The organism is Dietzia sp. E1, from assembly GCF_014145015.1.
In the GTDB taxonomy this organism is placed as follows: domain Bacteria; phylum Actinomycetota; class Actinomycetes; order Mycobacteriales; family Mycobacteriaceae; genus Dietzia; species Dietzia cinnamea_A.
Genome location: NZ_JAALDU010000005.1, coordinates 1 through 12,352, shown reverse-complemented (window position 1 = coordinate 12,352; position 12,352 = coordinate 1). Strand labels below are relative to the sequence as shown.

Sequence of the window (12,352 nt, the reverse complement as noted above, 5' to 3'; positions counted from 1 at the left end):
ACCCCGCCTGCGGTCCCTGCGACGGCGCCGCGACATGACCCTCGCCGAGCTCGCCGACAAGACCGGCATCTCCCCCAGCACGCTGTCCCGCCTCGAGTCGGGACAGCGCCGGCCCACGCTCGAACTGCTGCTGCCGCTCGCGCGGGCGCACGGCGTCACGCTGGACCACCTCGTCGACGCCCCGCCGACCGGCGACCCCCGCATCGCCCTGCGGCCCTTCACCACCGACTACGGCGCCACCGTCATCCCGTTGTCACGCCGGCCGGGCGGGATCCAGGCGTACAAGTTCGTGCTACCCCGGGGGAGGGACGACGACGAGCCGCACCTCCACGTCCACGACGGCCACGACTGGGTGTTCGTGCTGGACGGCCGGCTGCGACTGGTCCTCGGCGAGCACGACCTCATCCTCACCCCGGGCGAGGCTGCCGAGTTCGACACCCGCACCCCGCACTGGTTCGGTGCCACCAGCGCCGGCCCGGTGGAGTTCCTCAGCCTGGTGGGCCGGCAGGGCGAACGAGCGCATATCCGGGCCAGCACCGCGAGGGACTGACCGGTCGTACCGTGGAGGGGGCACCGGATCGGCTCGCACCCACTCGGTGATCACCTACTCGGCGAGCACGGTCACCACCAGGGAGGAGTACGCCATGACCACCGACGGCCCGTCCGCCGACAGCCCGAAACTGCTCAGCGGCGGCAACCCGCAGATCCCCAAGGGCGAGGGCCCCGGCCCGGTCCGCGACTACATCGCGGCCATGCCGGAGTGGAAGCAGGCGATCGGACAGCACCTCGACGACCTGATCGTGCAGACCGTCCCGGGCGTGCACAAGGGCGTCAAGTGGAACCAACCCCTCTACGGCCACGAGGGCGCCGGGTGGTTCCTGTCGTTCCGGTGTTTCACCCACTACGTGCAGCTGCAGTTCTACCGGGGGACCTCGCTCGACCCGATGCCGCCGAAGGGCTCCAAGCATCCGGAGATGCGGTACTTCGACATCCGCCGCGACGACGAGTTGGACGACGACCTGCTGCGCTCGTGGATCGAGCAGGCCAGCCGGTTACCCGGCCAGGACCTCTGACGGCGGGGCCGCGGGCGCCGGCGCGGGAGCAGGCGCCGGCGCGGGGGCGATCACCCACCCGGACGTCATCTGGCCGACGAAGGCCGGCAACCGCGCGAGGATCCGGTTCTGCTCGGCCCGGGGCCGGAACTCGACCCCGAGGTAGCGCGGGGCCTCGGCGGCTCGGTCCCGCACCAGCGACCGGAACGCCGGCACCAGGTCCTGCTCGATGTAGTCCCACCGGGGCTCGCGGTCGGCCCAGTTGAACCCGGGCAGCGGAGTGTGCACGACGGTCGGCCGCCCGCCCACGTCGGCGCGGACGGTCAGCGGCCGGAACTCACCGAGCGCGGAGGCGCCCGGGACGTCGGGCGCGCCACCGATGGTGGTGATGTAGGTCAGCACCCGCCCGACGTCGCCGCGGGCGGCGGCGGTCGCGTCCCACTGGTCGGCGATGATCTGGTTCTGCTCGCGCGACGCCATCCGCATCAGCGCCTCGGATCGGCCCTCCGGGGTGCCGCTGTCGAGCTGCCGCCACGCCTCGACCACGTAGTCGTCGTAGGCACCGCTCGCCGCGAGCTCCTCGATCGCGGGCATCCCCTCCGCGGCGTAGGCCTCGTGCATCGGGACCATGTCCATGAAGATGTTGCGCTGCATGGCCAGGAGCCGGTGCAGGTACCAGTCGATGTCGGCCTGCCGCAGCGTCGGCCCGACGGTGGCCAGCAGGCGGACGTCGGCCGGCATGTCCTGCGCCAGCTCCCACGGCATCCCGGCGAGCGCGCCGCCGACCCCGGCGCCGAGCTCGAGCACCCCGGGGACGCTGAGCAGGCCGCCCACGTCGTCGAGGTCCCAGAATCCGGCGGCGAAGGACATGCCGGCGAGTCCCGCCATGCCGGTCCACCAGAAGCCGTCGTGGTAGTTGTGGAGCCGCAGGTAATTGACGTACACCTTGTCGACCGTGTCGAGGTTGGCCTCGAGTCCGCGCGCGGGATCCCACGCGCCGAGGTCGATGCCGGCGTTCTCCGCGCCCACGGCCAGCCAGTACTGCCGCGCGAGGGTGCCGTAGCGTTCGGGCGCCACTCCGGCCGCGCGCGCGGACTCCAACGCGGCCCGCAGCTCGTCGGGGTCGGTGGACAACGCGGTCGCGAATCCGCCCGGCCGCTCGCCGTGCGGGTTGTCCGCGGCGATGTCGAGATAGGAGATGTCGAGATAGCGGGTGTACGGCTGCGCGCCGACGGGGGCGGGCGACGCGACCGCCGCCAGGGCGACCATCACCGCCACGACGACGGCGGCGACCCGGTTACGTGGCGCTGAAGCCGATCCAGTGGTCACGATCCCCCCCCACACCGATGTGATCCCGGTCACCCTATCCCGGGATCCGCACCGCGAGGGGCGTCACGTCCGGGCGGCGCCGCTCCCGCCGACCCCACTGTGCGCCGGGCCACCCCCCGTGCCACAATGAACGGTGTTCAGGTCGCCTCGCGGCCGCAGCGTCAGCAAGGAGTGTCATGAGCATGTCGATCGACACGGCCCCGGCCCGCAGCGCGACCCGGGACCTCGCCCAGATCGCGGTGTTCGCCGCCCTCATCGTGGTGCTCGGGCTGCCCGGCCAGATCAGCATCGGCTCGGCGGGCGTGCCCATCACGCTGCAGACCCTCGGCGTGATGCTCGCGGGTTCCCTGCTCGGCTGGCGCAAGGGCGCCCTGTCGGTGCTCGCGGTGATGGTCATCGGCCTGGCACTGCCGGTGCTCGCGGGCGGCCGCACCACCCTGACCTCGCTGGCCGGTCCCACGGCGGGCTTCCTCATCGGCTGGATCCCGGCGGTGATCGTCATCGGCCTGCTCACGGCGTGGGTCCTGCCGCGCTACCGCGTGCTGCCGGGGTTACTCATCAACATCGTCGGCGGCATCGGGGTGATCTACGCGGTCGGCGTCGCCGGCATGCTCCTCCGCACCGAGCTCACCGTCACGGGCGCGATCGCCGCCAACACGGTCTTCCTGCCCGGCGACCTGCTCAAGGCGGTGGTCACCGCGATCGTGGCGTCGCAGGTGCACCGCGCGCGTCCCGGGCTGATCGCACCGCTGCGCGGGCAGCGTCCCACGGCAGCGTGACCAGCCCGAACGACCCGGGCCCGCGCGGCGCCGAGATCCGCTTCGACGGAGTCGGCCACGCCTACGGCGACCGGCCCGTCCTCTCGGGCGTCGACCTCACCCTCACCGAACGTCGCATCGGCATCGTCGGCGTCAACGGCGGCGGCAAGTCCACGCTGGCGCGCATGATCAACGGGCTGGTCGTCCCCACGTCCGGCACCGTGACGGTCGACGGCCTGGACACGCGGCGCAAGGGCGCGCAGGTCCGGCGCCGGGTGGGCTTCTGCTTCACCGATCCGGACACCCAGATCGTCATGCCCACCGTGGCGGAGGACGTGGACTTCTCCCTGCGGCGCTCCGGGATGGGCAAGGAGGAACGACGACGACGAGTCGGCCAGGTGCTCGAGACGTTCGGCCTCGCCGGGCATGCCGGTCATCCGTGCCACCTCCTGTCCGGGGGGCAGAAGCAGTTGCTCGCGCTGGCGGCCGTGCTGGTGATCGAACCCTCGGTCATCGTGGCCGACGAGCCCACGACCCTCCTCGACCTGCGTAACCGTCAGTTGGTGGCGGAGACGTTCGCCGCTCTCGAGCAGCAGCTGGTCGTGGTCACGCACGACCTGGACCTGGTCGCCGATTTCGATCGCGTGCTGGTGGTCGACGGCGGCCGCGTGGTGATCGACGACTCCCCCGGGCCCGCGCTGGCCGGCTACCGGCGGATCGCGTTGGGCGCGGGGCCGGTCGCGTAGATGTTCGCCACCTACCAACCGGGCGACTCGCTGCTGCACCGCCTCCCCGCCGGGCTGAAGATCCTGGTGGTGTGCGTGCTCATCCTGGCCGCGACCCTGCTGATCCGCGAGCCGTGGCACGTCCTGCCCGCGTTCGCCCTGACCGCGGTGCTGTACGCGATCGGTCGCATCCGGCCCCGAGCCGCGTGGGAGCAGATCCGGCCGGTCCTACCGATGCTCGTCGCGATCCTCGTCCTGCAGTGGGTCGTCGCCGACCTCGACACCGCCCTGCGGGTGTGCGGCGCGCTACTGGTGGCCATCGCGGTGGCCGGCCTCGTCGCGCTGACGACCCGCATCTCCGACATGCTCGACGCGGTCACGCGCGCCGCGAGCCCCCTGCGCCACGTCGGTGTCTCGCCGGACCGCATCGCGCTGGTGCTCGTGCTGACGATCCGTGCGATCCCGCTCATCGCCCGCCGACTACAGCAGGTCACCGAGGCCCGCAGGGCGCGCGGCCTGGGCATGTCGATCCGCGCGCTCGTGGTGCCCACCGTCCTCGGCGCGCTCACGACGGCCGACCAGCTCGGTGACGCCCTGGCCGCCCGCGGCGTCGACGACTGAACCGGCCAACCGTCGGCATCCGCCGCCCCGGCCCATCGACAAGAGCGTTCCGCGCACCCCCTTCTCGCACTACGTGTTCCGAACACTCTGGAGGATGAAGCGGCACCGCGTGCCACCATGAGACTCGTGTCCGCGCTCGCCCGTTTCCTCCAGCTCTCCAGGCTGAACGGCGAATCATCCGCCCTCTCGCTGCTGCGTGCCCAGTTGTGGCCGCTCATCGTGGCGGTGCTCACGGAGGTCTTCGAGGGGTCGTCACGGCGTGTCCCGTCCTCGGAGTTCTACGAATTCCTCGACAGGACCCTGACGGCCGTCCGCGACTCCGGCGCGGACGTTCCGGGAACAGCCCAGGCCTACGTACGTCAATGGGTCGACGCCGGCTGGATGCTGCGCAGACCCGGCACCGCGGCGACGGGCGAGACGCTCGAACCGACCCGGTCCGCACTCGTGGTGATGGACTTCCTCGACGGCCTGCAGACACCGCGACGCGGACTGACCGTGTCCCGCGTCGAGACGCTCACCCGGCAACTGGAGGACCTCGCACGGGACACCGACCCGTCCGTTCAGGGCCGGCTGGCCGCCCTCCACCGGGAGCGCGACCGTATCGACGCCGCCATCGCACGTGTCGAGGCGGGTGACCTCGAGCTCGCGGGCCCGGAGCAGGTCGGGGAGAAGGTGTCGGAGATCCTCCGCGGGGCGGATGACATACCCGCCGATTTCGCCCGCGTCCGCGCCGAATTCGAGTCGCTCAACCAAGACCTCCGTCGTCGTCTCCTCGACCAGGACGGCGCGCGCGGTGACGTCCTCGACGCCGTCTTCGGCGGCGTCGACCTCATCGGTGACTCCGAGGCCGGCCGCAGCTTCTCGTCCTTCTACTCGGTGCTCCTCGATCCCGAACGCTCGGCGTCGGTCGACACGTGGATCGACGACATCCTGAGCCGACCGCAGGTCGCCGACCTACCCCCGTCAGCCAGGCGGGGCCTGCGGGAGCTGTTCGACGAGATGGAGACCGCCGGGGCTGAGGTCAACGGTGTCCTCACCTCTCTGTCTCGCAGCCTGCGGCACTTCGTCACCTCCGACGCCTACGTCGAGCACCGGCAGATGCTGGCACTGATCCGGTCCGCCCGCGCCGCGGCAGCCGAGGCGAGCGGCGCGCGCGCCGTGAAGCCGACCAGTCAGATGTCGGTGCCGCTCCGTCGGGTCGGAATGTCGGTCCGGTCTGTGAGCGCGCTGCGCCTGCGGAATCCGGGAGAGGAACGGGTGGCGGCGGAGGTCGCGCACCACGAGGAGGGCCACGCGGACCTCGAGGCCCTCACGGCGCTTGTCCGTGCCTCGGAGATCGACGAGGCCGAACTCCGCGCCCATGTCCGCGACGTGGTGTCCAGGCTCGGCCCGTCATCCATCGGGGCGATCCTCCGCGAACACCCGGCCACCCAGGGCGTCGCCAGTATCGTCGGGCTGTTGAACCTGGCCATCACCACGCAGGCCGAGGCACCACCGGATGACCCGCGTTCGGTCGAGACCGTCACATGGACGAGTGGATCCGGCCCCACCTTGAGCGCCCGGATCCCGACCCTGGTGTTCACGGCCGATCGAGTTCTGGAGGAGGATCTGTGACGACCCCTGCGACGGCCGATCCCGACAGACCTGACGGTGCGGGTGATGACGGCCTGTGGCCCGGTGACACCGGGACGCTGTCCTTCGCCTCCAGACGCGCGTTGGCACGGCTGCTCACGGGCCCGCTGGTGCAGGCGCATCGCCAGCCGGAGATCTGGGCGGCTGTGGTATCCGACGAGCCCGCCATGCGATCGCGACTGGCGGACGTGTTCCTCGATCTGGTGCTGGACCACGACGCCGGTATCGCCTTCACCAGGCAGGTCGACACGGGTGGTCGGGTCGAGGTCCCGGCGGTACTGCGGACCGAGACGCTGTCGCACATGGACACCGTCCTGCTGCTGCACCTACGGTCCGAGTTGTCCGTGGCCCAGCCCGGCGAGCGGGTGATCGTGGATCGCGAGGACGTGGCCGAGCGGGTCGACGTCTACCGTTCCGTCGTCGACTCCGATCGGAGCCGGTATGCGCGCAAGTTCGACGCCTCGTGGAACCGGCTCAAGAGCTACTCGCTGCTCTCCGACACGGAGACAGAGGGGCGCGCCGAGGTCTCCCCCGTCCTCCGCCACCTGTTCGACGCGGACGTCGTCGCGGGGATCCGCGACGAGTACCGCGCCTTGATCGAGGCGCGCGATGGGGCCGACGGTGAGCACGACGGCGAACCGGCCGGCGGGCGGGACGACGCTCTGTTCGACGACGACGAGGTGGTCGACGATGACTGAGGCCCTACAGCTTCCCGGAGCTCCGGAACACCCCGATCAGCTGCGCCTGTCGCGAATCCAGGTGTGCAACTGGGGAACGCTTGACGGGTATCACGACGTGGAGGTGCCGCGGAAGGGGTTCCTCATCACCGGCGGATCCGGGTCCGGCAAATCGACCCTCATCGATGCGGTCTCAGCGGTGCTCGTGCCCCCGGCGCACCTGCGATTCAACGCCGCCGCGCAGGAGGAGGCGGGACGGGGATCGGGGCGAACCCTCGTGTCCTACATCCGTGGTGCCTGGCGGCGGGGAGCCGACGCCGAATCCGGCGACCTGGCCTCCGTCTACCTGCGTCCCAAGGCCACGTTCTCCGCGATCGCCCTGACCTACTCGGACGGCCGCGGCACCAGCGTGACGCTTCTCCTGTTGCTCTACCTGCGTTCGGGCGACAATTCCGCGGCCGGGGTCAAGCGTCTCCACGGGGTCCGCGAGCACTCGTCCGACGAGCCCACGGACCTGCCGGACCTGTTCGGCTACCTCCGCAGTGGCATCGACAAGCGGGCGCTCAAGCGGGAGATCCCGGACGTGAGGTTCCACGACAGCTACTCGGCGTTCGCCGCCTCGTTCCGGCGTCGGCTGGGCATCGCCTCCGAGTCCGCTCAGCTCCTGCTGCACCGGACCCTGTCCGCCAAGTCGCTGTCCAGTCTCGACCAGCTCTTCCGCGACTTCATGTTGGAGGAGCCGGGTACCTTCGCGGTGGCCGACCGCGCAGTGGCGCAGTTCTCGCAGCTTCGTGAGGCCCACCGGTCGGTGGTCGACGTGCGCAAGCAGATCGCCCATCTGGCCCCGCTCGCCGACCTGCGGGCCTCCCGGGACCGCGTGCTGGCGCTGGCCGACGAGCTGGACGCTGAGAGTGAGGCTTTTCCCGCGGTGCAGGCCGCCGTGACCATCGAACTCGTCGAGGAGGAGCTGCGGACGGCCCGCGGGGCGCTGGTGGCCGCGGACTCCACCATCGCGTCCGCACGAGATCGACTCGATGTGCGACGCACGGCGACCGACGACATCCGCGCCCGACTCCGGGGTAGCGCCGGCGCCGGGCGAGATGAGCTCGCGAGAGACCTCGACCGGGCCCTCGAACACTCCGCCGACGTCTCCGCACGGCGTGCGCGTGCGGAGACGGAGGTCGAGCGCCTGGGCGGCGCCCTTCCGACTTCGGCCGAGGACTTCGCCGCCCTGCTCGCCACGCTCGAGCGCGAGGACGCGGAACAGGAGGCCGAGCGGGCGCGAGATCGCGAGACGCTGCGGGAGGTGGCCGGGTCCCTCAACGAGGAACAGCGCTCGCTCGAGGAGGTGACCGCGCAGCTGCAGGCGCTGCTGCGACACCGCTCGAACATCGATTCCCGGCTGCTGGCCGCCCGGGACCTCGTGTGCGAGGCGGCGGGGCTGAGCGCGCGCGAACTACCGTTCGCCGGAGAACTCCTCGACGTCCCCGCCGAGCACGCCCGCTGGCGTCCCGCGATCGAGCGGGTCCTGTCCGGCTTCGCCCGCACGATGCTCGTCCCCGACCACCTCCGGGACCGGGTAGCCGCCGCCGTCGACTTGACCCACCTGGGCGTCCGCCTGGTCTACGAGGTGGTCGACCACGGCGACGACTCCGCCGCCCGCAGGACCGGCCCGCACAGCCTCGTCCGGAAGGTCCGCCCCGCCGCCGGGCCGTTCCTCCAGTGGCTCAACCGCAGACTCGCGGCCGAATTCGACGTGACCTGCGTGGAGACCGCGGCCGAACTGGAGCAGCATGACAAGGCCGTCACTCTGCACGGGTTGATCAGACGCGGGGCGCGGTTCGAGAAGGACGACCGCCGTCGGATCGACGACCCGGCGGCGTTCCAGCTGGGCAGTATGGACGACTCCAAGGTGGAGGCACTGACCACCCTCCGGAACGAGATCCGGGCACGTATCGACACCCACGAGCGACAGTGGGCCGGACTGGACGACCTCGACGCGCAGCGTCGCGCCCGCCAGCGCGCGGCTGCCACGCTCCTGGGCCTGCGCTGGGAGGAGTTGGACGCCGACACCGCCGAGGATCGCGCCCGGGCTGCCCGAGATCGCCTGGACCAATGGCGGGAGCAGCATCCCGAGGTCGCGGAGATGGAGCGGGACCTGCGCGCCGCCGAGGAGGCGCAGTCGCGGGCCCAGGCGGAGTACGACTCCGCGAACCGGGCCGGAGCGGTTGCCGCGAGCGTCGTGGAGGGTCTCGAGCGGCGGCTCGCCGACCTGACCGGTCACGAGAGGCGCGACGTCGACGAGGGCGCCGCGGCCCGCATCCGCGAACGCCTGGCGGCTGCGACGCGCCGCCTGACGGCCGAGAACGTGCAGGAAGTCTGCCAGCGTGCCGAGCGGTCCATCGCCGCCGAGCAGGTGTCCACCGCGACCGAGCGCGACCGGATCCATCGGCGCATCACCGCGGTTCTCACGTCGTACCTGGAGCTGTGGCCGGCCAAGAAGGCCGATCTCAAATCCGACCCGGAATTCGTCGGCGAGGCCGTCGAATGGCTGGTCCAGCTTCGCCGGGACCGCCTCGCGGAGTTCGAGGACCGATTCCTCGGGCTCATCGGGGACATGCAGACCCGGAATCTGGGCGAACTCGCCCGTCACATCCGCCGCGCCCGCTCCGAGATCGAGGCCGGGATCAGACCGGTCAACGACTCGCTGCGCCGATCGGAGTTCCAGTCCGGCCGGTGGCTGCAGATCGAGGTGCGTGACCGACGTACCGAGACCGTCACAGACTTCCTGAGCGACCTGGAGAAGGCGGTGTCCGGAGCGCTCGACAAGCGCACCGTCGACACCGCGGAGGCCGGTTTCGCGGTGATGTCACGACTCTTGGACCGGCTGGGATCCGCGGATTCCGCCGACCGACGCTGGCGGCAGACCGTGCTGGACACCCGGCGACACGTCGGCTTCATCGGCGTCGAGATCGACGAGGACGGGACGCCGACCAACTACCACGATTCCTCCTCCGGCCTGTCGGGCGGTCAGGCGCAGAAGCTGGTGTTCTTCTGTCTCGCCGCGGCTCTGCGGTTCCAGCTCGCGGACATCGACGCCGATGTGCCGCGCTACGGAACCGTGGTCCTCGACGAGGCGTTCGACCGGGCAGACCCCGACTACACGCGCCGCGCGATGGACGTCTTCACCGATTTCGGATTCCACATGGTTCTGGCGACTCCGCTCAAGTTGTTGCAGACCCTCGAGCCGTACATCGGTGGTCTGGTGGTGGTGGGCATCGAGGACGGGAGCCGCTCCCGCATCGAGCGGGTCACCTGGGAAGCCGCGAGCTGACATGGCCGGGCCGACGACGCCGCGCGCTCCCGATGATCTGGCCGAAGCGTGCGCCACCCGGTTCACCCGCCGGTACCGCGAGTGGATCGCCGACCCGGACTCCGCTGCCGCGTACGTCCTGCGATTCTCCACCGCATCCCCGACGGCGACGCGCGCCTCGGACGACCCGGCCGGCACGGCGGACTGGATCCGGCGGTGGCGGGAGTTCGACTCCGCCCAGGACGCCCGCGACGTGGGGATCGCCTGGGTGGAACGCCGATTGCCCGGGTTCGGCGTGGTCGCTCTCCCTCAGCGCGTGGAGGTTCGGGGCGACCGGGCGATCGCGCGGATCGCGGGACGAGCCGCGCACTGGGAGGCGATGCTCGCCAGGGCCACCGACCTGCTCCGGTTGGGCCCCGACGAGTCGGTCCTGCGACTCGCCGCCGCGGCCACCGCACCGACCTGGGAGAAGCTGAGCGACGCGGACATGGAGCGCCTGCTCGCCGTCTGCCGGTGGGCGCTCGCGCATCCCACGGAGGGATTGCGGGCGCGCGAGATCGCGGTCCCCGGAGTCGACACCAAGTGGATCGAATCCCGGCTCCGCGTGGTCGAGCAACTGGTCGACGCGGCACGAAGCGGTCGCGACAGCGCGACCCCCGACGGCGCGGTCACTGTCGCCGGTCTCGGGCTGAAACGCTCCGACCTCCGCGTGAGGATGCGGATCCTCGACCCCTCGATCGACTTCCCACTGCGCGATGTGGAGAGCCCGGTCGATCAGCTCGCCGCGCTGTGGCCCGGTTCGGAAGGGCCGCGCGCCCTCGTCGTCGTCGAGAATCTCACCACGTTCCTCGCGCTCCCCGACCTGCCCGGCGCGGTCGGCCTGTTCGGCCGGGGCTTCGCGGTCGATGCCGTCGCCGCACTGCCCTGGGCGATGACCGCCCGCATCGTCTATTGGGGCGACCTCGACTCCCACGGTTTCGCGATCCTCGACAGACTCCGACACCACGCGCCGCACGCGGTCAGCGTCCTCATGGACGTCGAGACGCTCGACGCCTGGGGCGAGTTCACGGTCCCCGAGCCCACGCCCGCCCGCACCGCGCCCACGCGACTCACCGCTGGCGAGGTCTCCACACTCGAGGCGCTGACCGGCCGGGGCGACCTCCGGCTGGAGCAGGAACGTATCCCGTGGGACTGGGCGCTGCCCCGCCTTCGATCGGCGCTCGACTGAACCCGCGTCGGCCCGGCCCCGGAAGCACGCGTCTCGTTGGCGACCCGCCCCGCCCGTGATCAGCGCCGCTCCCGACCGCCCGCCGCTGGGTATCGTGGCCTCATGTCCCGAGAGACCCGGAAACCCGGCCGCGGCCGCTCCACCCCGGCCGACACGGACGACACCGCTGCCACGTCCGCGCTCGTGCCGAAAACCTCCGAGTCGAAGGAGGTGGCGCTGCGGTCGGCGCCGGTGTCCAGCCTGGTGGGCACGGCGTTCGGCGCGGTGGCGGCGGTGGCGCGACTGGCCCGCCCCAAGGCGCTGCACCCCAAGGGCGTCATCGCGAGGGCCACGCTGAGCGTGACGGGGGTCGGACGCACGGGCTCACCGCTGCTGGACGTCACGGGCCGGTGGCCGGCGACCGTCCGCTTCTCGCGGGCGGTGGGCCTGCCGGACGCGGTCCCCGACATCGGCGGCATGGCCGTCCGGATTCACGCCGAACGACCCGTGGACATCCTGCTGGCCAGCACGGGCACAGGCCCGCTGAGCCGCTACGTCCTCACCGCGGGCTGGCGCACGACCGGCCGCACGATGACCTCCATGTTCCCCGTGCTCATCGCCGGCCGACCGCTCCTGCTGGCCGCGATCCCCGGCGGCGACGGCGGCACGTGGACGCTGCAGCACGCCACGCCCCTCGGCAGGTGGCGGACCCTGGGCCGACTCACCGTGGACACGTGGGAGGACGACGACGAGGACCTGCACTTCGATCCCATCGGTAACCGCCTCCCCGGGTCGCGCTATCCGCACGTCCTCAGGGCGCTGCGGGATCCGTCGTACCCGCCCCCCGACCGGGCGTGACCGGGCCGGCGGGCCGACGCGCTCAGCACTCCGCGGCGCCGCGCCTCCAGTAGCCCATGAACGCCACGGCCTCCTTGGGCACCCCGGCGGCGTCCACGGCGAGTCGGCGCATGGCCCGGACCAGGCTCGCCTCCCCGGCGAGGAACACGTACGGGTCGCCGGCCGACACGGCGGTGGCGG

General features: G+C 71.6%; 11 protein-coding genes. 10 read left to right on the top strand and 1 reads right to left on the bottom strand.

Going from position 1 to position 12,352, the window contains the following annotated elements:
• A partial coding sequence (locus G6030_RS00230) for an XRE family transcriptional regulator (protein WP_182641819.1) occupies nt 1-550 on the top strand: 550 nt, incomplete at its 5' end.
• A gap of 46 nt (nt 551-596) precedes the next feature.
• Entirely contained in the window at nt 597-1,073 is a 477-nt protein-coding gene (locus G6030_RS00225; RefSeq protein ID WP_347238536.1) for a DUF1801 domain-containing protein, read from the top strand.
• Here G6030_RS00225 and G6030_RS00220 read toward each other — a convergent pair.
• Nucleotides 1,053-2,381 (bottom strand): hypothetical protein, encoded by a 1,329-nt coding sequence (locus G6030_RS00220; RefSeq protein ID WP_347238535.1) that lies wholly within the window; start codon nt 2,379-2,381, stop codon nt 1,053-1,055. The genes G6030_RS00225 and G6030_RS00220 overlap by 21 nt on opposite strands.
• Before the next feature lie 176 nt (nt 2,382-2,557).
• Here G6030_RS00220 and G6030_RS00215 point away from each other — a divergent pair, with 176 nt between their 5' ends.
• The 8 genes from G6030_RS00215 to G6030_RS00180 all read left to right on the top strand — a co-directional run bounded on the left by G6030_RS00215 (nt 2,558) and on the right by G6030_RS00180 (nt 12,172).
• Complete coding sequence (locus G6030_RS00215) at nt 2,558-3,160, top strand: biotin transporter BioY (protein ID WP_182641817.1); 603 nt, start codon at nt 2,558-2,560, stop codon at nt 3,158-3,160.
• Nucleotides 3,157-3,885, top strand: a complete 729-nt coding sequence (locus tag G6030_RS00210; protein ID WP_182641816.1) for an ATP-binding cassette domain-containing protein — start codon at nt 3,157-3,159, stop codon at nt 3,883-3,885. Before G6030_RS00215 ends, G6030_RS00210 begins: the two co-directional genes overlap by 4 nt.
• Nucleotides 3,886-4,485, top strand: coding sequence for an energy-coupling factor transporter transmembrane protein EcfT (locus tag G6030_RS00205; RefSeq protein ID WP_182641815.1), 600 nt, complete (start codon nt 3,886-3,888; stop codon nt 4,483-4,485).
• 117 nt (nt 4,486-4,602) lie between these two features.
• Nucleotides 4,603-6,099 carry a DUF3375 domain-containing protein gene (locus tag G6030_RS00200; RefSeq protein ID WP_182641814.1) on the top strand — a complete coding sequence of 499 codons (1,497 nt, stop codon included), beginning with the start codon at nt 4,603-4,605 and terminating at the stop codon, nt 6,097-6,099.
• The gene (locus G6030_RS00195; RefSeq protein WP_182641813.1) at nt 6,096-6,815 is read left to right on the top strand and encodes a DUF4194 domain-containing protein; all 720 of its coding nucleotides are present in this window, start codon (nt 6,096-6,098) and stop codon (nt 6,813-6,815) included. The genes G6030_RS00200 and G6030_RS00195 overlap by 4 nt, the downstream gene beginning before the upstream one ends.
• Complete coding sequence (locus tag G6030_RS00190) at nt 6,808-10,128, top strand: ATP-binding protein (protein WP_182641812.1); 3,321 nt, start codon at nt 6,808-6,810, stop codon at nt 10,126-10,128. Before G6030_RS00195 ends, G6030_RS00190 begins: the two co-directional genes overlap by 8 nt.
• Before the next feature lies 1 nt (nt 10,129).
• Nucleotides 10,130-11,335: a DUF3322 and DUF2220 domain-containing protein gene (locus G6030_RS00185; protein WP_182641811.1), complete on the top strand. Its 1,206-nt coding sequence runs from the start codon at nt 10,130-10,132 to the stop codon at nt 11,333-11,335.
• A 102-nt stretch (nt 11,336-11,437) separates the two neighbouring features.
• Entirely contained in the window at nt 11,438-12,172 is a 735-nt protein-coding gene (locus tag G6030_RS00180) for a phosphodiesterase (protein WP_182641810.1), read from the top strand.
• The last annotated feature ends 180 nt before the right edge of the window (nt 12,173-12,352 follow it).

Bases quoted from the DNA above. Each gene is read 5' to 3' on its own strand.
- G6030_RS00180 (WP_182641810.1), top strand. From the start codon at position 11,438: ATGTCCCGAGAGACCCGGAAACCCGGCCGCGGCCGCTCCACCCCGGCC.
- G6030_RS00205 (WP_182641815.1), top strand. From the start codon at position 3,886: ATGTTCGCCACCTACCAACCGGGCGACTCGCTGCTGCACCGCCTCCCC.
- G6030_RS00185 (WP_182641811.1), top strand. From the start codon at position 10,130: ATGGCCGGGCCGACGACGCCGCGCGCTCCCGATGATCTGGCCGAAGCG.
- G6030_RS00215 (WP_182641817.1), top strand. From the start codon at position 2,558: ATGAGCATGTCGATCGACACGGCCCCGGCCCGCAGCGCGACCCGGGAC.
- G6030_RS00190 (WP_182641812.1), top strand. From the start codon at position 6,808: ATGACTGAGGCCCTACAGCTTCCCGGAGCTCCGGAACACCCCGATCAG.
- G6030_RS00200 (WP_182641814.1), top strand. From the start codon at position 4,603: ATGAGACTCGTGTCCGCGCTCGCCCGTTTCCTCCAGCTCTCCAGGCTG.